The 20,650-nt window shown below is 45.4% G+C and carries 22 protein-coding genes and 3 tRNA genes; 15 read left to right on the forward strand and 10 right to left on the reverse strand.

All coding sequences use genetic code 11. The features are described 5' to 3' along the window. Nucleotides 1-4 precede the first annotated feature (4 nt). The 5 genes from pgsA (at nucleotide 5) to BLT32_RS05925 (ending at nucleotide 1,203) form a co-directional block, all read left to right on the forward strand. Nucleotides 5-553, forward strand: a complete 549-nt coding sequence (gene pgsA, locus BLT32_RS05905; protein ID WP_053953603.1) for a CDP-diacylglycerol--glycerol-3-phosphate 3-phosphatidyltransferase — start codon at nucleotides 5-7, stop codon at nucleotides 551-553. Nucleotides 554-649: 96 nt separating this feature from the next. Continuing rightward, a tRNA-Gly gene (locus BLT32_RS05910) sits at nucleotides 650-725 on the forward strand. A gap of 6 nt (nucleotides 726-731) precedes the next feature. Next, nucleotides 732-805: transfer RNA gene (locus BLT32_RS05915), tRNA-Cys, on the forward strand. 24 nt (nucleotides 806-829) lie between these two features. Further along, nucleotides 830-916: transfer RNA gene (locus tag BLT32_RS05920), tRNA-Leu, on the forward strand. Nucleotides 917-984: 68 nt separating this feature from the next. Further along, nucleotides 985-1,203 carry an addiction module protein gene (locus BLT32_RS05925; RefSeq protein WP_053953604.1) on the forward strand — a complete coding sequence of 73 codons (219 nt, stop codon included), beginning with the start codon at nucleotides 985-987 and terminating at the stop codon, nucleotides 1,201-1,203. Nucleotides 1,204-1,568: 365 nt separating this feature from the next. On the opposite strand, the gene BLT32_RS05935 is transcribed toward BLT32_RS05925, so the two are convergent. The 7 genes from BLT32_RS05935 to BLT32_RS05965 all read right to left on the reverse strand — a co-directional run bounded on the left by BLT32_RS05935 (nucleotide 1,569) and on the right by BLT32_RS05965 (nucleotide 7,344). Further along, nucleotides 1,569-1,934 carry a YdbL family probable chaperone protein gene (locus BLT32_RS05935; RefSeq protein WP_053953606.1) on the reverse strand — a complete coding sequence of 122 codons (366 nt, stop codon included), beginning with the start codon at nucleotides 1,932-1,934 and terminating at the stop codon, nucleotides 1,569-1,571. An 18-nt stretch (nucleotides 1,935-1,952) separates the two neighbouring features. Then, nucleotides 1,953-2,138, reverse strand: a complete 186-nt coding sequence (locus BLT32_RS05940) for a YnbE family lipoprotein (RefSeq protein ID WP_053953607.1) — start codon at nucleotides 2,136-2,138, stop codon at nucleotides 1,953-1,955. Nucleotides 2,139-2,150: 12 nt separating this feature from the next. After that, nucleotides 2,151-4,571, reverse strand: coding sequence for an intermembrane phospholipid transport YdbH family protein (locus tag BLT32_RS05945; protein ID WP_053953608.1), 2,421 nt, complete (start codon nucleotides 4,569-4,571; stop codon nucleotides 2,151-2,153). 10 nt (nucleotides 4,572-4,581) lie between these two features. Continuing rightward, on the reverse strand, nucleotides 4,582-5,226 hold the full coding sequence (alkB, locus tag BLT32_RS05950; protein WP_053953609.1) for a DNA oxidative demethylase AlkB: 645 nt from the start codon (nucleotides 5,224-5,226) through the stop codon (nucleotides 4,582-4,584). 16 nt (nucleotides 5,227-5,242) lie between these two features. Then, nucleotides 5,243-5,842, reverse strand: coding sequence for a GNAT family N-acetyltransferase (locus BLT32_RS05955; RefSeq protein WP_053953610.1), 600 nt, complete (start codon nucleotides 5,840-5,842; stop codon nucleotides 5,243-5,245). A 15-nt stretch (nucleotides 5,843-5,857) separates the two neighbouring features. Next, nucleotides 5,858-6,391, reverse strand: coding sequence for an acyloxyacyl hydrolase (locus BLT32_RS05960; RefSeq protein ID WP_053953611.1), 534 nt, complete (start codon nucleotides 6,389-6,391; stop codon nucleotides 5,858-5,860). 68 nt (nucleotides 6,392-6,459) lie between these two features. Further along, nucleotides 6,460-7,344, reverse strand: coding sequence for a LysR family transcriptional regulator (locus BLT32_RS05965; protein ID WP_235443979.1), 885 nt, complete (start codon nucleotides 7,342-7,344; stop codon nucleotides 6,460-6,462). Between the two features lie 82 nt (nucleotides 7,345-7,426). Here BLT32_RS05965 and BLT32_RS05970 point away from each other — a divergent pair, with 82 nt between their 5' ends. From BLT32_RS05970 to BLT32_RS05980, 3 genes are read left to right on the forward strand one after another with little or no spacing between them, the layout of a single operon-like run. Further along, the gene (locus BLT32_RS05970) at nucleotides 7,427-8,071 is read left to right on the forward strand and encodes a LysE family translocator (RefSeq protein WP_053953613.1); all 645 of its coding nucleotides are present in this window, start codon (nucleotides 7,427-7,429) and stop codon (nucleotides 8,069-8,071) included. Nucleotides 8,072-8,131: 60 nt separating this feature from the next. Further along, nucleotides 8,132-9,013: a 6-carboxytetrahydropterin synthase gene (locus BLT32_RS05975; protein WP_053953614.1), complete on the forward strand. Its 882-nt coding sequence runs from the start codon at nucleotides 8,132-8,134 to the stop codon at nucleotides 9,011-9,013. Next, complete coding sequence (locus tag BLT32_RS05980; protein ID WP_053953615.1) at nucleotides 9,006-9,830, forward strand: M23 family metallopeptidase; 825 nt, start codon at nucleotides 9,006-9,008, stop codon at nucleotides 9,828-9,830. Before BLT32_RS05975 ends, BLT32_RS05980 begins: the two co-directional genes overlap by 8 nt. Here BLT32_RS05980 and BLT32_RS05985 read toward each other — a convergent pair. Continuing rightward, nucleotides 9,827-11,590: a M61 family metallopeptidase gene (locus tag BLT32_RS05985; protein WP_053953616.1), complete on the reverse strand. Its 1,764-nt coding sequence runs from the start codon at nucleotides 11,588-11,590 to the stop codon at nucleotides 9,827-9,829. The two genes, BLT32_RS05980 and BLT32_RS05985, sit on opposite strands and share 4 nt — an antisense overlap. Before the next feature lie 75 nt (nucleotides 11,591-11,665). Here BLT32_RS05985 and BLT32_RS05990 point away from each other — a divergent pair, with 75 nt between their 5' ends. Genes BLT32_RS05990 through BLT32_RS06005 form a run of 4 tightly spaced genes read left to right on the forward strand, consistent with a single transcriptional unit; the run spans nucleotide 11,666 to nucleotide 15,125 of the window. Then, nucleotides 11,666-12,361 carry a flagellar brake domain-containing protein gene (locus BLT32_RS05990; RefSeq protein ID WP_053953617.1) on the forward strand — a complete coding sequence of 232 codons (696 nt, stop codon included), beginning with the start codon at nucleotides 11,666-11,668 and terminating at the stop codon, nucleotides 12,359-12,361. Beyond that, on the forward strand, nucleotides 12,358-13,446 hold the full coding sequence (locus tag BLT32_RS05995) for a sensor histidine kinase (protein WP_053953618.1): 1,089 nt from the start codon (nucleotides 12,358-12,360) through the stop codon (nucleotides 13,444-13,446). Before BLT32_RS05990 ends, BLT32_RS05995 begins: the two co-directional genes overlap by 4 nt. After that, nucleotides 13,443-14,267 (forward strand): LytR/AlgR family response regulator transcription factor, encoded by an 825-nt coding sequence (locus BLT32_RS06000; protein WP_053953619.1) that lies wholly within the window; start codon nucleotides 13,443-13,445, stop codon nucleotides 14,265-14,267. The genes BLT32_RS05995 and BLT32_RS06000 overlap by 4 nt, the downstream gene beginning before the upstream one ends. A gap of 12 nt (nucleotides 14,268-14,279) precedes the next feature. Then, nucleotides 14,280-15,125 (forward strand): DUF6279 family lipoprotein, encoded by an 846-nt coding sequence (locus BLT32_RS06005; protein ID WP_053953620.1) that lies wholly within the window; start codon nucleotides 14,280-14,282, stop codon nucleotides 15,123-15,125. Here BLT32_RS06005 and pyk read toward each other — a convergent pair. Then, a complete protein-coding gene (gene pyk / locus BLT32_RS06010) occupies nucleotides 15,122-16,552 on the reverse strand; it encodes a pyruvate kinase (protein ID WP_053953621.1) in 1,431 nt (476 codons plus the stop codon). The two genes, BLT32_RS06005 and pyk, sit on opposite strands and share 4 nt — an antisense overlap. A 102-nt stretch (nucleotides 16,553-16,654) precedes the next feature. Here pyk and msrB point away from each other — a divergent pair, with 102 nt between their 5' ends. Beyond that, on the forward strand, nucleotides 16,655-17,053 hold the full coding sequence (gene msrB / locus BLT32_RS06015; protein ID WP_053953622.1) for a peptide-methionine (R)-S-oxide reductase MsrB: 399 nt from the start codon (nucleotides 16,655-16,657) through the stop codon (nucleotides 17,051-17,053). Here msrB and BLT32_RS06020 read toward each other — a convergent pair. Continuing rightward, nucleotides 17,038-17,841 carry a DUF2989 domain-containing protein gene (locus BLT32_RS06020; protein WP_053953623.1) on the reverse strand — a complete coding sequence of 268 codons (804 nt, stop codon included), beginning with the start codon at nucleotides 17,839-17,841 and terminating at the stop codon, nucleotides 17,038-17,040. The two genes, msrB and BLT32_RS06020, sit on opposite strands and share 16 nt — an antisense overlap. A gap of 156 nt (nucleotides 17,842-17,997) precedes the next feature. On the opposite strand from BLT32_RS06020, the gene BLT32_RS06025 reads away from it, so the two are divergent. After that, complete coding sequence (locus BLT32_RS06025) at nucleotides 17,998-19,443, forward strand: glyceraldehyde-3-phosphate dehydrogenase (protein WP_053953624.1); 1,446 nt, start codon at nucleotides 17,998-18,000, stop codon at nucleotides 19,441-19,443. Nucleotides 19,444-19,507: 64 nt separating this feature from the next. Further along, a complete protein-coding gene (locus tag BLT32_RS06030; RefSeq protein ID WP_053953625.1) occupies nucleotides 19,508-20,635 on the forward strand; it encodes a M14 family metallopeptidase in 1,128 nt (375 codons plus the stop codon). Nucleotides 20,636-20,650: the final 15 nt, after the last annotated feature.

Genomic DNA, 20,650 nt, shown 5'->3' on the forward strand with positions numbered 1-20,650 from the left:
GATAATGAAGTGGAATATCCCTAATATTTTGACCAGCTTTCGGATTTTTCTGATTCCGGTGTTTCTGGTGGTGTTTTACTTGCCCTTTGAAGACGCTCGTTTTTGGGCGGCCTTTATTTTTTGGCTTGCCGCTATTACCGATGCCTTAGATGGCTTTGTTGCACGTCGTTTTAATCAATTCACTAAATTTGGTGAGTTTTTAGACCCGGTGGCGGACAAAGCCATGGTTGTGGCGGCGTTAGTGGTGATAGTTGAGGACTTTAATGCTGCGTACATTACTATACCGGCATTAACCATGATTTGCCGGGAGCTTATTGTTAGCGCCTTGCGTGAGTGGATGGCGCAAAGTGGCAACCGCGGTAAAGTTGCGGTATCAAATTTGGGTAAACTGAAAACTATTGCGCAAATGGTCGCGCTTATAGGTTTAATTTGGAACGCGAATATCTATATTTTCTGGATTTCTATTGTTTTATTCTACGGTGCTTTCGTTTTGACCGTGTGGTCAATGTGGGAATATTTGCGCGGCGCCAGCAAGGAATTGACTAGAAATTAGCAGCTTTGCCGTAAATTTGCGCAAACAGTCATAAATTTGATAAAAAGTCATTGACTGAAAAAGATTAAACAGTAGAATGCCTCGGCAGATGACGGTGCGGGAATAGCTCAGCTGGTAGAGCACAACCTTGCCAAGGTTGGGGTCGCGAGTTCGAATCTCGTTTCCCGCTCCAAATTCTGGCGGGTTGGCAGAATGGCTATGCAGCGGATTGCAAATCCGTGGATCTCGGTTCGACTCCGGGACCCGCCTCCATTATTCGAGAACACTTCTTGTAGTGCCCGGGTGGTGGAATTGGTAGACACAAGGGATTTAAAATCCCTCGCTGGTAACAGCGTGCCGGTTCAAGTCCGGCCCCGGGCACCAATTCCGTATAAAATAAATAAATTTGATGCTAAACTCTTTTGTATCTAATTGGTACAAGGCGTTTCATTATGGACATCAAAGACATCCTTGAAAGCATTAAGCATTTGTCCGGCAACGACAAAGCTAAGCTTGCTCATTGTTTGATCTCTTCTTTAGATACAGCTCAAGATGATAATGTCGATGGCGCTTGGGCAGAACTGGCCGAAGAGCGACTGTCTCAACTTAATAGCGGGGCAGTAAAAGGCGTTTCATGGTCCGAAATTAAAGAGCAAGTAAAAGGCAAGTAATTGAAGCCTCTTACCTTTCACCCTAATGTAGCTCACGAAGTTGGTGCCGCGTATCATTGGTATGAAAGCCATGCAAAAGGGCTAGGGGATGACTTTTTCTCAGAGTTGGAAGCCTCCTATAAAGTCATATCTGAATACCCAGAAGCTTGGCCTACTTTTTACTCTCGTTTTAAGCGCTATGTACTCAACAGGTTCCCATTTTCCATCATCTTTAGTGTAAAAGGTGACTCCATCTTTGTTATAGCGGTTATGAATAACAGGCGGAAGCCGGGGTATTGGCATAGTAGGGCTCAATAGGTAAAAAGCGAGGAAAAAATTCCTCGCCTCTTCAACGCACTCCTTATACTTTATAGGTTCTACCGTTGTTAAGGCTTCTTCTTCCACTGACCATCAACCTTCACAAAATGCCCTGGCTGTGTGCGTTCAATGGCGCGTTTGCCGGCCAGTAGCTCAACATCAGCAACGGCAATGTCGTTTTCTTCTGCTATGCGGGCATATTCCTGACGTCTGGCTTCATTTATTTGTTCTGCTATTTGCTTTGCTTGCGCAGAGGACTTAACAACGCCTAAATAACCATTAGGTTGCTCGCCAACCCAGCCTTTATCTTTGGCTGATGACAGTTCGTCCATGGCTTCTTGTAAGGTTATTTCCTGTGCGTAACTTGCTGTTGGCACGCTCATGCCTGAAATAGAGAGTAGGGCGACGAACGCACTAATTGTTAGTTTTTTCATGTCACAATCCTTTGAAAGTTAAAATAAACCGCTCGACTCTGAAATAACGTCGTCGAGTGCTTTGTCGACTTTAACGTAAATTTCATGCTCAATTTTTACGTTCAGATTAATGGTTATTGGCTCTTTCGGAGCCGCCACCTGAACGGTTGGGGTGCAGGCGGACATGAGCAGCACCGATAGTGTAATGACAAGCAATTGTTTCATATCGTCCTCTGATTAATTGACCCGTTGCTGGATCCGTTTACGAATAACGTCGCTGACACTGTTGCTGAGCTGTATGCCTTTAATGAGCGCAGGTAGGTCTTCCTCTAAAGTGACGTTTAATTTTACCTTACGACCATTTTCAACGGCTGGATTATATCCGTTCAGCTGTAACTCTAAGGTTAGCTCACCGTTCTTGTCATAGCCAACGACACTCGACAGCTCTTGGTAATAAAAGTCCTCCAGTACGCTGGCGAGTGTTTTCAGACTTGGGTTTGAACCAACGGTAGAGCGCAACGCCGAAGAGTCTACCTGCAAATGCCCACCAGGCGCGACAGCACTTAAATAGCCTTTTTCGACTGTTAGTTGTTGAGAGTCCCAAACGAGGGGGATGGTTCCCGAAATTTCGCCGTCTATCGCAATTCGGTTACTTGGATACTGGCGCATGAGTTCACCGAGGTTGATACGCTCGAAGACAATAGGAATACGTATTTCGTTAACAAACTTATAAGTTTGTTCTGGTATTCTAACCGAGCCTCCCAGAGCTTTAATGCTATGACTGTTGAGCTGCACTGTACTGTTTCGCAGGTTCTTGAAAGGAATGACGCCGGCAAGCTCAGCTTCTACCGGACCAATAGTAAACCCTTGCTGAATACTGCCGACGGATAAGCTTGCCTGTTGAAAACTCAAACGCTCTGGAGTCGTATTAAATTGAGTGCTCAAATTAGCGTTGGCCACAGACGTTGTGTCATATATGGCATCGATGGACTGTAAGTTTGCGTCTCCTTCATCAATGCTCCATTTTCCTGTTTCTAAATTGCCTGACAGCCTAAAGCCCGCCGTAGCGGTGCCTTTGTTTAGCGTTAATAATGGGAGAGTGTCTTGTATCAGCGGTGACAATTGTGCCTGTAAGTCTGCTTGCGCTAAGTCATGAATGTTTATATCTATATTCGAGGTCAATCTTAAATCTTCTGTCAGTGTGCTGCTATGATTGAATGCCGCGCCCTGAGCTAATTCAATAGTGCCTTCGGCGTCAACACGGCCGTTTTTGTAATGGATATTATGCGAGAGTTGAGGCTTTAAACTCTGAAAGCCTGCTACTTTTATCGCAACATTATTAACTTCCGTTGTCAGGTTTGCTGTTGCCGTTTCGGGGGCGGTAAAAGGTATTTCTGCAAAGAACGTTGGAATTAAGAAGTCAGCATTGGCAAATTCTGATTCGGCGAAAAACGAAGAGGGGTGCTTTGAGCTAATCATCAGCTTATCGCTCTCGAGCGTTATATCAGCGTTGAATGCTAAGTCACTCAACGTATTAAGTTTGAGTGGACTTATGGCGGCAATACTATGTACTACAATTCTGTCGGCACTTAGGTTAGTTTTTGGAAGTTCAAGCCGAACAAACTGAGCGTCGTTTTGAACGAAGTGACCTGCCATAGTTATCCTAGCGGCAGAGACGCCTTTGCCGTCAACCGTTGCACTCAGCTGAACCGGCCAGGCTGTTTTATTCAGTATTTGTTGATAGCTTAATGGTTCAAGCGCTAAAGAGTCCTGGCTGGTAAGTTGCCACTTTACCGTGCTTATTTCTAAAGGCAGAGCTGGCCACTGTGTCAGGTTGCCACTGAGACTTAAGTCATAGTTTTCAATAACGCCGTTTTTAACGTTGAAACGCATATTTCCGTCAGCGACGGATGTAACGCCTGACGCTGCGACATTCACAGGCTGCTGTAATTTTAAGGTGAATTTGCCGGAAGTTGCGTTAATGAGACCCTCTGCACCTATTAATTTAGTTTCTGGTGAGAGTGAACCTTGGGCATTAAGCAATAGAGCAATGCGTTCGTTTTTTACAAACTCAGATGCTTGAGCAAGTTGCTCGGTTGGAACCTTTGCTGAACCTTCAATGTTCCATTCACCGCTAATAAGCTCGTAATTGGCGTTGAAATGGCCAAGGTTATGCTCTATATCGACCGATAAAATTGAGTCGTCGCGAGAGAGATGAATAGCGAGTGCTTCAGGATTAGAAAGGTTTAAACTGAGGTTAGGGCGCTTTGTGTTTAATGTTACTTCTCCCTTAAGCGGGGAGTACTGCTTGAAAAGCTCGCCTTTCAGTGTGACCTTGTTAAGAATAACCCTTTCAGGAAGCCAGCTTGGTACAGGCGTGTTTAGTAGCTTTTTAATGGTAAGCGGTGAGGCAGCTGAGTTCGACGTGGAGGATGACGGTAACTCGTTCATTGTCACACTTAACTGCTCAATGACCACTCGCTCTTTGGACAGCGAACCGATGCTTATCGACCAGTCCTCGATACCAACCTTTGCCAGTTCACGGTTAGCTATCGACAGGCCGATTAATAGCCCAATGCCAATAAACAGGACAAGAGTCAGTAAGACACTGCCGGTAAAGGCTAATAGACGCCAAAGCATGGGCTTAATGTCAGGCATTTACCGACCCTTACCTTACTCTGAAGGTTAAGTTCACGCGGACATTGCCGGTGAGTGGATGCTGGCCGTTAGCGAGTTTTTTTACGCCGTGGTACCGAAGGCGATCGGGGCCGCCCCAGACAAGTACGTCACCATGTTGCAGCGTCACTTTTTGTGGACTGCCGCCACGTTTGAGTCCTCCCCAGAGAAAAGTAACGGGTAAGCCAAACGAGAAAGATACAATAGGCTGTGAAAAGTCGGACTCGTCTTTGTCCTGATGAAGCCCCATAGCAGCGCCGGGGTGGTAAACGTTAATTAAGCAGGCATTGGGAGAAAACGATTCAAATCCACACTTTGCAGCCGCCTGTTCAGCAAGTGTTTTTAGCGTTTCAGGCATAGGCGGCCAGGGCTTTTTAGTTATCGGGTCTGTGTCTGTGTAGCGATAGCCCTTTTTGTCGGTTATCCAGCCAAAGTCGCCGCAGCTGCTGGTGCGTACTGACATTTTACCGCCCCCGGGCGTCACAAACTGTCTTAGTGGTGACTGTTTAATAACGTCCCTGAGGTGGCTTAAAATAGTGTCTGCCTGAGATGCGACATGGCCATGGAGTAGGTAGGCTTGCTCACTAAACTGCGTAACCTCATGGTTCTCGCCAGCAAATAAGTCGAGTGATGCCATAGCTCACCAAATCCGGTTAGAGTGCACGACTCATAATTAGGCGATCTTCACCCGGACCTAAGTAATCCTGAATGGTTTCGATAACTGAAAAACCCGCTTGTTTATATAATTTGATGGCAGCGGCATTGTCCGGAGCCACACTGAGCTCAAGTGTTTTCCAACTGCTTTCAGCCGCTGACTTGATAGCCTGCTCCAACAATATGCGGCCAAGCCCCTGACCTTGGAAGCTCTTCCCTATAAGCAAAGACATTAAGGTTGCCCGGCTGCCATCGAGCGGCACTATAAGGCTGTAACCGGCAACTTTCTCGTCACTTTTTATGGTTAAAAAGCTACCAGGCCACTGTCGTAGCGCTTGGTAAAAAAACAAGCTGGAGTAGGCGTCATTGCCATAAAGCTGCTTTTCAAAAAAGGCGAGCCGGGCAATATTTTCTGAAGACGCGGTTTGTACTGTCACAGGTACATCGTTTTTACCCGCTTGTGCCAGCGAGCCGACACATAGCCGACACTCGCCGGAAGCCGGCGCAGAGCCTTCAACATAACGGAGTTTATGAGAGGCGCTCTCTCTGTTACTGGATACTTGATAAACTCTGTCTCGTGAAGAAGTATGGCTGCTCATAATAACCTTTTTTAGTTAAAAAGGATGAACCCAACTAAGCCAATAAAAATCGAGACCGTCGTTAGGGCGCTTAATGTCTGCATTAGAATAATGAGTATAGCCAAAGTCAATGCGAGCGTCAGAGTTTTTGCTGAACTGCCAGGACAGCGAAATACGATCTTCAAACTGAAACTTGGTTGAGAGCTTTCTGTTACCGAGACTGGTCTTATCGAAATAACTGCCGCCAATACCCGCTTCTAAATAAAGCGGCCGCTCTGAGCCGGCTATATGCCAGGAAGCAACAGGGCTTATAGTAAACGCCGTAATGTTGTCAGATGTATCATTCGAGTCCTGCCAATGGTTTAACCCCATATCCACATAAAGCTTAGGCGAACCCAAAAAGCCCGGCATTTCTAAAGGAATGTCGGTAAAACGGTAGGCCACACGAGCGCCACGGAATTGGTCGGTTGAATACGAAGCCGTAAAGCTGACTTCATTAGCCAGTGCAGAGGATGAAGCTAAACTACTTGATAATAATAAGGCACTTAGAAGCGAAAAACGTCTTAACATGTCGCTCTCTTAATGGTTGATGAAAAGTGCCTTTATTTTATATACATTCACGAATGTATGTAAACGAGTTATTGGTTAATTAATTGTAACCATTTAATAAAAGCGACAAGGGCGACTGACTGACGCTTCCGTTTTTTGTAAAATACCGAGAGTGGTGACTTAATTGGCTGTGCATACTCTCGAAAAGGCGTTAAATGAGATAGTTGAGCGTTTAACAGGCTGCTATCGACTAAGGTCACGGCTTTTTCTGTTTGAGCTAAGTCCAGGGACATGTAAAAGTCATCGCAATGCAGAATACGTTGATTCTTGAGCTTGGACTGGTTTGCTTCGGCCAATTTGGTATGTTCCGGATTATCTGGGTTAATTATCCAGCTTTGGTGATATGGCGTGTCATTGGTTGAAATAGCCGATACCGGGACAAGATCATTTTTCGATAAACGCTGACTTTGCAAGTGTTTGTCGTTTATCTGACCATAACCAATAGCAATATCCCAGCTTTGATGTTGTACGGCAGAGACCATGTCAGCGGCATGTTCACCGGCAAAGTAGTCAGCACAGCGTGTAAAGTTTAATTGTATATGCGGGTAAAGGGCATGAAAGTCCTCGAGCTTATCGGCTAACCAAAAGCGGAAACGTTCAGAGCTTATAGCAACGGTCAGCTGAGTTGTTGTGTTATCACTCAAACTTCGGGTACGCTCTATAGCACGCTCTAATTGATCAAATATTTGTTCAATTTGTGGGGCTAACTCAAGCGCTACCGGTGTTAATGAGTGTACTCGGTTATCACGCTGGAAAAGTCGCATGTCGAGCTGCTCTTCAAGCGCTTGAATTTGACGGGTAACGGCCGACTGAGTCACTCCAAGTTGTTGTGCAGCCTGCTTAAAAGACCCGCTTCTGGCCGCAACATCAAAGACTCGAAGTGCATTAAGTGAAGGAAACTTTGCTTTTTTCATATTAATTATTTGGTATTTGTAATTAACAAAATGTAACTTTGATTCTCGCAGGTAAGTTACTGGAAAACAAGGAAGGAATACGTTGTCGTACTGGAGTGAGTTTTTAACTATTGCGTTAATTCATTTGTTTGCTGTCGCAAGTCCGGGCCCCGATTTTGCGGTTGTGTCGCGCTACAGCTTGAGCTTTGGCAGAAAAGCGGGTTACTGGGTAGCGCTGGGTATCGCTACCGGTATTATTATTCACGTTGCGTACTCGCTGGTCGGTGTGGCACTCATTATTCACCAAACTCCCTGGTTGTATCAGACCTTGCTGGTGGTAGGGGCGTTGTATCTTGGGTTTATTGGTACCCAAGCGATAAAAGCAAAGCCGCGAACGACAATGTCCAGCGACGAATTTGAGGCCATAAAGCCGAAAAAGCGCAAAGCTTTTATTGTCGGTTTTATCACTAACGGTTTGAACGTTAAGGCAACTCTGTTTTTCCTGACGTTATTTACGACTATTATCGCACCAGAAACTCCTTTTTCAGTTAAGTTTGGTTATGGGGTTTATTTGGTTATAGCAACCGGCGCCTGGTTTTTGTTTTTAACCTGGCTACTAACTCAGCCCGCTATTTTTAAACGGGTTTGGCGTTACAGCCATTGGGTAGACAGAGCCATGGGGCTGGCGCTTATATTGTTGTCTGCTAAGTTACTTTGGGAATGGTTTTTACTTATCGAGCTTATCTGAGCCGGGCTTTCGGGTTATACTGAGTAAAATTTTAGAGAACAGCAAAGAGTCACTTTTTATATGCAGTTATTTGTGAACGATCTTACCGTTATTGATTGCTCTTACCTTTGCCCGCAACGCGGCATTGTGGGGGAGAGTTGGATTGTCGATATTGTTCTTGATGGTAACCTGAACGAACAGTCCATGGTGCTTGACTTTGGTAAGGTCAAAAAGCAAGTGAAAGCCATTATTGATGACTCGGTCGATCACAAGCTGTTGGTTCCTGGCGACCACCCCTACACGAAAGTCACCCATAATGAAGACGACAGCTCTTACTGGGTCGACTTTGAGCGTGACAATTCCCGTTCAATACACCTGTTTTGTCCGTCAGACTCTTTTGCCTTTATCGATGCCGAAGTAGTCAGTATCGAGACGGTTACTGATTATGTCAAAGCGGTGATTAAACAAGAACTACCGGTGAACGTTGAAGGTCTGAAACTCACCTTACGTCCTGAGCAAATTGACGGTTTTTATTATCACTACACTCACGGTTTAAAAAAGCACGATGGCAACTGTCAGCGTATTGCCCACGGGCATCGTTCAAAGCTACAGATATTTATTGACGGTATTCGCCAGCCAGCGTTAGAGAAAAGTTGGTGCGATAAATGGGAAGACATTTATATTGGTACCGAAGACGATATCGCGACTTTTAATGAAATGACGCTATCGAAAGCGGCAAATGGCGTAGACGAAAACACTCACATTGGTTACAGCTACACCTCAATTCAGGGATTGTTTGAATTGGTTATGCCGCGTAGCGAAAACTACGTGATTGAAAGTGACTCTACGGTTGAATGTATTGCGCAGTACCTGGCCTCGACAATAGGGCAGGAGCACGCAGGCAAGTCAGTGGAAGTCAGAGCCTACGAAGGCGTTGGTAAAGGAGCTATTGCTTATGCGTAAGTCTCGTTTTATGGGCGTGTTGATTGGTCTGATTGTATCGGCCCCTCTGCTTGCCAACAGCTCTGTGCCTCTTGAAGTTAAAGGGCCTTTTACACAAGGGGCGTTGCATTTAGGTAAAACGGTCGCTGGAGCTGAAGTGACGCTAAATGGTGAAGCGGTGGAAGTGACCGACAATGGTTACTTTGTTTTTGGATTCGGTCGCAAAGCAGAACTTGAACATGAGCTCAGTGTATCGGCTAACGGAGAGACCCGCACTAAAACCATTACACTAAGTGAACGAGAATACGATATTGACCGTGTCGATGGCGTTCCTCAAAAGACAGTGACACCAGACCCGGAGCAGGTTAAGCGAGCTCGAAAAGAAGCTGAAAAAGTGTGGTTGGCAAGACAAGAAGCGTCTAAAAATAAGCACTTCCTGACGCCTGTGGCGAAACCAGCTGAAGGGCGTATTAGCGGAGTTTACGGCAGTCAACGAATCTTTAATGGCGAGCCTCGTAACCCTCATTATGGAGAAGATATTGCTGTGCCAACAGGAACACCTGTAAAAGCTCCCTGGACCGGGAAAGTGGTTTTAGCGGAGCCTGACTTATTTTACTCGGGTGGCACTATCATTATTGAGCACGGCTACAAGGTAAACACCACCTATTTGCACCTCAGCAAGTTGCACGTGGAAACTGGCGATACAGTAAAGCAGGGTGAGGTAATAGGAGAAGTTGGCGCTACAGGCCGTGCTACGGGGCCTCATTTAGATTGGCGGGTTAACTGGGGAAATACCCGGTTAGACCCGGCATTACTTCCCCAGCTTTACGAAGACTAACTTTCTACGGTAAGCCATCCATTCAATTTGGCAGCGTCTTTAATCGAGAGCTGCCAGCATGCCGGGGTTGGCTCCTCCCAAATTAAATCTAACGTTAATAGCTCGTCACGTCGAAATGCATGCACGGTAACTTTCTGACCTGGGCGATAACGTGACAAGACAGATTGCACGTTTGCATCCGTCACTTGCAAGTGATCAATCGCGATAATACGGTCTGACGCTGACAAACCAGCGTTATAAGCTGTTTCGTCATGGTAAACACTTAATAGCTCCAACCCAGCAGACGAAGCTTTGTATTTTGCGCCTAAATTGACCGGAGCAGGGTCGTCGGCAGCTTTCAGTGAGTTGTCATCCGCGGGTACTGAGCGCGTAACTTCTAGTCCAAACTGATTCAATAAGCTTTCTAACGGCAGGCTTTCTTTGACGTACAGTTGCTCGCGTAAAAAGTCGGCAACATCAACGCCTGAATAACTGTCCAAAATGTTAAGGACGGTGTCATCGGCGGTGCCTAAACCCGTTTTGCCGAACTCATGCCAGAGCTTTTTCATGACATGAGCCAATGTCAGCGAATGGTTGCTTTGCAAACGCAGCATTAAATCCAGGCTAAGCGCAATAAGAGCGCCTTTTGAGTAGTAGCTGACAATGCTGTTCGGCGCATTCTCATTTTGCTGATAAAACTTAGTCCAGGCCAGATAGCTCGACTCTGTCACGCTTTGTTGGTACTGACCGGCGCCACGCTCAACCCGAGCTAAGGTTTCTGACAGAACTTTTAAGTATTGCTCGGCGCTGACAATGCCTCCGGCATGTAATAGATAGTCGTCGAAATAGGAGGTCATGCCCTCATAAAACCACAGCTGTTCGGTATAGCTTTCTTTGTCCAGCTGATAAGGAATAAACGCTTTGGGTTTTAATGTTTTCACATTCCAACTGTGGAAATACTCATGGCAACAAAGGCTCAAGAAGGTTTGGTAGTCTTCATTAATACCATGGTCATGCTCGCCAATTAGACTTTTACGACTGCACAGAAGGGCGGTTGAGTTACGGTGTTCGAGCCCGCCAAAACCTTCACCAACAACCATAGTCAGAAAGGTGTAGGACTTAAACGGAGCTTCTCCAAACATCGATATCTGAGTTTCACAAATACGCGCCAAATCGGCACAGATTTTTGAGGTGTCGGCAAAGTGACGCCCGCTTAACACCAATGAGTGCTTAATTCCGTGGGCAATAAATTCTTCAATGACCAGGTCGCCCATTAAGAACGGATAGTCGATAAGGGCGTCGTAGTTTTCTGCCTCGAAGGTTCCCCAGGAATGAGGTTGGCCGGTTAAGCGGGGCATGCCAGTCGCCACTTTCCATTCAAGCGCATCGACTGGTGCGTGCAATGTTAATTGGCAAGCTTCGTCTTCTCGGCCAGCAACAGCAAGACATAAACTGGTGTTGTTAAAGAACCCTTGCAATTGGTCTAAATAGGCAGAGCGAACAGACAAGTCCCACGCGTAGACTTGATACCTAACAGTGACTGTTTTTTCGGCTGTATTCAACCGCCAGCGGTTTTTGCTTACTTGCTTTATTGCTACCGCTTCACCGTTAGCTTCGGCATACAATCCGATAATATGCTTAGAGAAGTCGCGTATGAGATAACTGCCTGGAATCCAGTTAGGTAACCACAGCTCCTGCTCTGGCTCGGGAGTATCGATGGTCAGAATGACTTCGAATAGGTGACCATGTAAATCGATGGGTGTTATATCGTAAGCGATCAAGAGCGTCTCCTTTGCTTGACACTGACTGACATCTAGCGATCATAGTAGCATACAGATAGCTAGCGCGAGACCCGTATGAGCACCAAAAAAATCACCGAACTGGTTCCCGGACAAAGAATTGAAGTACAACTGACTAATTCAAACGTGCCCGCACGGTTTTTTACTGAGTTTATCGGTGCCTTAAAAGATCGCTGGCTTATTCTAAATATGCCCGATGCACGAAAATACAGTGATTTACGGGACTATATCGAGGAAGCGATTCCTGTCGTAGTACGGTTTGTGTTAGAAGCAGGGAACGGTGAAATTTGCGCTTTTCGAAGCGACATTAACTACATTGTTTCTCACCCGACAAAAATGCTGTTCATCCGTTGGCCAAATGAGGTGGAATACCGCGTAATTCGTAAAGGGCGGCGGTTTGATGCCTTCTTACCAATGGTTCTTGAAGGTCAGTCTACCGAAGGAGATAAGGTTTCCCTCAAAGGTCATGTTCTGGATGTGTCAGAAACCGGATGCCGGGTTAAACATGAGCTACCAGAGAGTAATGACAAGATCTTGTGGGAAAACGGCAGTAAAGTCGACCTAGTCATAGAGCAAAAAAATAACCGTAAAGTGACGTTAAAAGCCATTGTTCGTCAGGTTAAACGAAACGACCACTATGAATTAGGTTTACAGTTTTTAGGCAACCAGAAAGACGAAGTGAATGCGTTGTTCTCCGGAAGCTTAGTCGATATTGAAGAGTTGTCTAAACTGGAGGCGTCAGGAAGCGCATGAAGCATTTGTTGAATCAGTGGCAAATGCTGATGGAAAATAGAAACCGGTTCTTCTGGTTGTTACAAGCCGGCGGTTGGATTGGCTACGCGTTAGTGAACTACATTGGCTCACTCATGCATGAAATGCGTGATATTTACACGCTTATTATTATTCTTGGCGCGTATGCTGGCTTTCTTCTGACGGTTCCGTTGCGCTATTTCTACCGGCGAATATGGGAGATGGCACCACCGCTTATGGTGCTTATTGCTATCGTTGCGTCTTATGTTATTTCGGTGCTTTGGGCCATTATTGATAACGCGACTTACTGGGAAATTTATAAATTTGGATTCAGACCTGACAGCCCATTCTTTTATTTAAAAAACAGCCTGGCGAAGTTTTATATTATTTTAAGCTGGAGCGGGCTGTATTTTGGTATTAAATACTACCAAATGCTGCAGGAAGAAAAGCAGAAAGCACTGTTGGCCTCGTCTATGGCCCATCAGGCACAATTAAAAATGCTGCGTTACCAACTTAACCCGCACTTTCTGTTTAATACACTTAATGCGATATCAACACTTATTTTGATAAAAGACTCAGACAAGGCCAATAAGATGGTTAATAAGTTGAGTCGATTCTTAAGGTTCTCACTGGATAACGATCCGATTAAAAAAGTACCGCTGGAAAAAGAGATTGATGCGCTGCTGTTGTATTTGGACATTGAAAAGGTGCGCTTTGATGAGCAACTAGAAGTGACTATAAATCTCGAGGAAGAAACTAAGCAGGCATTGGTTCCCAGTTTAATCTGCCAGCCGCTTATTGAAAACTCGATTAAGTACGCCATTGCGCAGGTCGAAGGGGTGGGTAAAATAAGTATTCAATCGAAAAAAGTAAACGATGATTTAGAAATAACTATCTGTGATAACGGCCCCCAATTGGAATCTGACCCTAATAAACTGTTCAGGAAAGAAGGCGTTGGTCTTAATAACACTCAGCAACGTTTACAGTCACTGTACGGTAAGCACTTTATATTTAACATGAGTAAGAACGAAGGCTCAGGTCTTTGTGTCACCATTGTTATACCTTTTGAAACACTGGAGAAAGTATGAGTCAGCGCTTAAAAACGCTCGTTGTTGATGACGAACCTTTAGCACGAAAGGGCTTGTCAGTGCGTCTGGAAGCTTTTGAAGAGCTTCAGCTTATGCCGGAATGCCCAAACAGTCGCACGGCTGTCGATGTTATCGTCGAAGAAAAGCCGGATTTAGTGTTTCTGGATATACAAATGCCCGGACTGAATGGCTTCGAGGTCTTAAAAGCCGTTAAAGAGCAGGGGGGCGAATTGCCTACTGTTGTCTTCGTTACGGCTTATGATGAATATGCGATAAAAGCCTTTGAAGTAAGGGCGTTAGACTATTTGCTGAAGCCGGTTGATGACGACCGACTGAAAGAGTGTGTAGAACGAGTTATTGCTGAAAACAGCAGTTTCGATACAGAGCAACATGAAAAGTTGGTGGGTTTGGTTGCTGAAGTGACAGGGCAGAATGCGGAAGATCTGCTGAAAACCTTATCGGAAGGTGGTGACATAGCGACGAACCAGTACCCCGATCATATTGCGATTAAAGACAGCGGTGAAATTACACGGGTGGCTATTAAGGACATTAAATGGATTGATGCGGCGGGCGACTATATGTGCATCCACGCTAACGATGACACTTATATTTTGCGTCGTACCATGAAGGAGCTTGAGAAAGAATTAAGCCCTCAGCTATTTCAGCGTGTACATCGCTCTGCTATTGTCAATGTTAACCAAGTCGAGAAACTGTGTAATCAGCAAAATGGCGAATACCATTTGCAGTTAAAAAATGGACAGCAGCTGAAAGTCAGTCGCAGTTATAAAGACAAAATAAAACAGCTGATTTTAGGTCAGTAATAGGTTATCACTATGCGCTTTCTGAGCTTCGCTTTATTAATTCTCCTGGTGCTGTCGGGCTGCACAGCGAATATCGGCTACCAGTTCGCAGATACGCTAGTTGAATGGCGGGTAAAAGAGTACGTTGACCTCAATGACCAACAAGAAGCGACGCTTGCAAAAAAAGTGGATGAGCTTCATTTATGGCATGCCCAGACTCAAATACCCGAGTATCGCGAAGCGCTCTTTAACTTGCGTGAAAAGGTGCATAACCAAACGCTTGAAAAAGCCGATATTATCGCTTTTGAAGACACTTTATTGCACTTTTGGCAGAACGTGTTGAACAGAGTGTCAAAAGAAACCGCGTTAATTAACGACTTGTCGGTGAAACAAAAGCAGCAACTGTTTGAAAGAATAGAAGAGAAACAACAAGAGCGTTTCGAAAAGTTTGAAGAGAAACAGTCTGAAAACCCTATTTTGCGACAGCTTGAGCGGGTTAATGAAGTTGAAAGTGACTTGGAAGATATTATTGGTGACCTGACAGAGCAACAGGATAAGTTACTGCGTGACTGGGTTGCGAAAAGCCCTTCTATACAGGAAGATTGGCTGAATTACCGGGCACAATGGCTTACAGAATTTGAAACCATACTACTGACAGAGCCAACCGATACCAATAAGCTGACAGCTCTGATACAAGACCCTAAGCAACTGCGAACCGAAGCGCTTCAGGAAAAGATAGAGCAAAGCAGTAACACAAGAAATACGTTTTTATGGAATATGTATTTGAGCTTGTCTGACAACCAACGAGAAGCGGCAGTAGAGAAGGCCGACGAATACATCGACCTTCTTGATAGTATTATGGAAGACTTTAACGATTAACGGACTTCGATAATTTTACAGGTGTTGCTTGAACCAACCGTTTCCATAACATCACCGTGTGTGAGAATCACTAAGTCACCGGTTTTCAAGTGGCCTTTGGTTTTCAGCACGTCTATGGCTTCTAAAATAGGGTTGCTGGTTTTTGTTGAGTCAAAATTAATAGGGTACACACCACGGTACATAGCTGACTTGTTGCGACTTTCCGCATGACGAGACAGCGAGAAAATTGGCAAGTGTGAGGTAATACGCGACATGAGTTTAGCCGTAAAGCCAGACTCTGTTAGTGCAACAATAGCGGCAACCCCACTTAAATGCGTAGCTGCATACATTGCTGACATGGCAGTCGCTTCAGTAATGCTGGAAAAAACCTCTTCCAGATCTTTATGATCGAGCTTCGCTGAGGGGTGCGTTTCTGCGCCCAGACAAATATCAGCCATGGCCTTTACGGTGGCAATAGGGTGCTTACCAGCAGCTGTTTCAGCCGACAACATCACCGCGTCAGTGCCATCGAGCACTGCGTTGGCGACGTCCATGACCTCCGCTCGAGTTGGCATTGGGTTCTCTATCATCGACTCCATCATTTGCGTTGCAGTAATAACAACGCGGTTTAACTGACGAGCGCGAGAGATAATAAGCTTTTGTTTACCAACCAGTTGAGCATCGCCAATTTCTACACCTAAGTCACCGCGGGCAACCATAACAGCATCTGACGCTCGAATAATGTCGTCCAGAGCATGCTCACTGGCAACCGCCTCGGCACGCTCTATTTTGGCACAAAGCAAGCCCTTGCCACCGGCATCACGCAGCAGATGACGTGCCTGGTTGATATCATTACCACTACGGGGGAAAGATACAGCTAAATAATCAACGCCAATTTTAGCGGCGGTTTTTATGTCTTCATGATCTTTTTCCGTTAGGGCAGCGGCAGAGAGGCCGCCACCTTGGCGGTTAATGCCTTTATTGTTTGATAGCGTGCCACCAATAGTGACAACCGTATGCACCTTGGTGCCTTCAATATCAGTTACTTTTAACTGCAGCCGACCATCGTCCAGCAAAAGAATGTCGCCAGGCTTCACATCTTGTGGTAGCTGTTTATAATCAAGTCCCACAGCGTGTTCGTCACCGGCGTCTTTCGCCATTTCCGCATCCAGAGTAAACTGATCACCTGCGTTTAATTCAACGTAGTCATTTTTAAAACGTGCAATACGAATTTTCGGGCCTTGCAGGTCACCAAGTATGGCAACGTGGGCATTTAATTCTTTAGCAATGTCGCGCACCATAGAGGCTCGTTTAATATGATCGTCAGCGCTGCCGTGCGAGAAGTTGAGACGAACTACGTTGGCACCCGCTTCAATGAGGGCTCGTAAGGTGTCTTTTGAGTCTGTGGCAGGGCCGAGGGTTGTAACAATTTTGGTGCGTCGAAGCATGCTTAACTCCAGCAATTTATTAGTAATACTCAGTTTAACATAGGCTTTATATCAGTAGTATGACAATAAAGTCACAACTCTTTAAGGGTGGGAAATTGTTCAATGGCAGATAAAGACTGGAAAAAACTATCGGACGCTGAATGGCGAGAACAGCTGTCCGACGAGACCTATTATGTTTTAAGAGAAAAAGGGACGGAAAGACCTTTTACGGGTGAATATTTGGTGGCGGATAAACACGGTGTCTATCGCTGTGCCGGTTGTGGTCAGCCTATATTTAAAGGCGACACCCAATTTGATTCACATTGTGGCTGGCCCAGTTTCGACGCTGCTATTGATGGTGCCGTACGTTACGAAAAAGACATGAGTCATGGCATGGTACGCATTGAAGTGTTATGCAGCCGCTGCGATGGTCATTTAGGCCATCTATTTGATGATGGCCCTACAGAAACCGGGCAGCGTTACTGCATCAATTCAGTGGCTATGCATTATGAAGATGAGTAACGGCCTTTAAACTGACCATCCTTGATTTGGTCGACAATATCTTCCGCCTGATCGTCCCAGTCATCGTATTCATCTTCTGATGCGGTGACGATATTTTTCATGCTGTTTTTATCCAGGTTGTCCTGGCCAAGCTGCCAGGCAACTTGTGACCAAACATAGGCTTTTTCAGCTTTGCCTTCTTTAAGGTACATAGATACTAACGTCGAAGGTATTTCGGGGTTAATGCGATCACCTTCTTTATATAGGCGTAGGGCGTTGTAAAGCAGCTTGAATGTTTTTTCTGAGTCTTGCTTGGTGTAATAGGTAGCCAGAGCGAGTTGCAGCTCGGGTGTCTGCATACGCTTAGAGCCTTCCATTGCCAACAGCTTATCAAGTGCGTTTGTATCTCCTTGATTAGACCAATGCCAGTAAAGCCAAAGAGGGTGCTCAGAATTTTCGGTTTCTTTTGCCAGCGCTTTTATATTTTTCTGCGAGTTAATGTAAGCTTCAATACGGTTTGACTGTTTTTGTTTCAGCTTTTTATGTTCGATAGTCGACGCCAGCTCAATGCATTTGCTGTATTCCTGCAGGTCCTGCATCAAATAGTATTGGTTTTCGGGAGTTTTGTTCTGACTGACATCGTAACGACTGAATATAAGTTGACGGCGTTCGGAGTTACACCAGTTGTCATCATTTAAGTCACTGCACATTGATGGAGTACCCTGACAAATTTCCCTAACTGTCGGAGCGCTGTCATAACATCCCGCCAAGGGAAGCAAGGCAATAAAAACTGCGTATTTTTTAAACATAATCACCCGTTTACGATATCACTAAAAGCTGATTTTCTCTTAAAGTTGGCTTCATGCCGACCTTTTCAGTACAATACTGCGGATTTTTAAGCGTAGCACTTTATTTGCTTACTGAACACGCTCACTGAACATTAAGTACAGAGGACAGGGCTCAATATGAATGCTAACCAGCAAGATCCAACTCTAGCAAGCTGGCAAGAACGCCAGGAATACGCCGAACAAATGCAGCCGATTCTCGGCAAGCTTTACCGTAACTTTGGTGTTGAAATTCTTGTTTACGGACGTTCTCTTTTGAACGTTTCAACTATCAACATTATCAAGTCTCACCGTTTAATTCGCCGTTACGAAGGCCAGAAAGTTCGCTTGCGTGAAAGCTTCCCATTCCTGGAAGCAATGGCTGAGTTGAAACTGTCTCCAGCACGCGTTGATTTAGGTAAGTTAGCTTATGGTTACCTGTTTGGCGGCAAAAGCGATGACTTGTCAATTAAAGACTATGTTAAGCGCGAACTGACTGACATTATTGACAGAGAAGACGATATTGAGCCGCGTGATGTTGTGCTTTATGGCTTTGGTCGTATTGGTCGTTTACTGGCTCGCCAGCTTATAGAACGTAATGGTGCTAACAACAAAATGCGCTTAAGAGCGATAGTTGTTCGCGGCGGACGCGATGGCGACTTAGAAAAGCGTGCAAGTTTGTTGCGCCGTGACTCTATCCACGGTCAGTTTAACGGTTCTATTACCGTTGACCACGAAAACCAAAGCATTAAAGCAAACGGTACCAACATCAAAGTGATTTACTCTGATGGTCCGGATCAAGTCGATTATACCCAGTACGGTATCAACAACGCGATTGTTATCGATAATACGGGTATTTGGAAAGACGAAGCTGGCCTTGGTCTGCACTTAAAGTCGAAAGGGGTAAACAAAGTCTTGCTGACAGCCCCCTCAAAAGGTGACATCAAGAACATCGTATTTGGTGTTAATGACAGCGATATTGAAGACAGTGATGCGATTGTTTCAGCGGCAAGCTGTACAACCAACGCAATTACGCCTGTATTGAAAGCCGTTAATGACAAATACGGTATTCGCAATGGTCACGTTGAAACCGTGCACTCGTACACCAACGACCAAAACCTGATTGATAACTACCACAAAGCAGACCGCCGTGGGCGTTCAGCTCCGTTAAACATGGTTATTACCTCAACAGGTGCAGCAAAAGCAGTCGCTAAAGCATTACCGGAAATGGCTGGTAAGCTTACTGGTAACGCAATTCGTGTTCCAACGCCGAACGTGTCGATGGCTATCATGAACCTGAACTTAGAAAAAACGACCTCTCGCGATGAGTTAAACGACTTCTTGCGTGACACTGCTTTGCATTCTGAGTTGGTTAACCAAATAGACTACACCGCATCAACTGAAATTGTGTCCTCTGACTTAGTCGGTTCGCGCCACGCGGGTGTTGTTGACTCACAAGCAACTATTGTCGATGAAGATCGTGCTGTATTGTACGTTTGGTATGACAACGAGTTTGGTTATAGCTGTCAGGTTGTTCGTGTAGCAGAAGCTATGGCGGGACTTAAGGTTCCGAACCTGCCTAAATAACGTTAAAAGAGCGCCCGCCGGGCGCTTTTTTGTTACAACAGAATTGCTTAATAAAGGGTGAATTATGCGTATTTCTGCTAACTTTGATAGTGGCAACATTCAGGTTATTAGCGCTGACAGCGCCGACAATATCCGACTCGCAATAAATAAAGACAACCAATCCGAGTTTTATCAGTGGTTTCACTTTAAACTTTTTGGTGAAGCCGGTACTGAACACGTCATGGTCATTGAAAATGCATCGGGCTCGGCTTATCCAGACGGTTGGGACGGTTATGAAGCATTAGCGTCTTATGATCGCGAAACGTGGTTCCGTGTCCCGACAGAATACAACGGTAAAGAACTGACCATTCGCCACACACCAGAGCAGGAAAGTGTCTATTACGCCTATTTCGTGCCGTACTCTTATGAGCGCCATCAGGACTTAATTCAGTCGGCTCAACAGTCAGTAGACTGCTATCACGAATTACTCGGCGAAACCATTGACGGTCGTGAGCTTAACTTATTGGTGATTGGCGAACCGGCAGAGCACAAAAACACCATTTGGGTCACTGCGCGTCAGCACCCGGGCGAGTCTATGGCTGAGTGGTTCATGGAAGGCTTTTTAGGTCGCTTATTAGATGATGAAGACGGTGTAGCTCGTAAGCTGCTCGACAATAATGTCTTTTATGTTGTTCCTAATATGAACCCAGACGGCAGCGTTCGTGGGCATTTGCGTACCAACGCGGTAGGCACTAACTTGAACCGCGAATGGGCGGAACCAAGCTTGGAAAAAAGCCCGGAAGTTTTCTACGTTTTAAAACGTATGGAGCAAACCGGCGTCGATATGTTTTTAGATGTGCATGGTGATGAAGCCTTGCCATATAACTTTGTTGCGGGTTGTGAAGGCATTCCGTCATACGATGAGCGTCATAAGGACTTGGAAAACACTTTTAAAGCTGCTTTATTAACGGCGACACCAGAGTTCCAGACCAAGTATGGTTATGACCTTGATGAACCCGGCCAGGCTAATATGACAGTTGCCAATTCAGCCGTGGGCGAGAAGTTTAAGTGTCTTTCGTATACGCTGGAAATGCCATTTAAAGACAATGCTGACTTACCAGATGAGGATTTTGGCTGGTCTGCGCCACGTTCGCAGCGTTTAGGTGAAGACGTATTAACCGCAATATTGGCAGTATCGCCAAAATTGCGTTAAAACTAGAGTGAATTA

Origin of the sequence: Idiomarina zobellii (assembly GCF_900100855.1) — a bacterium.
GTDB lineage: Bacteria > Pseudomonadota > Gammaproteobacteria > Enterobacterales > Alteromonadaceae > Idiomarina > Idiomarina zobellii.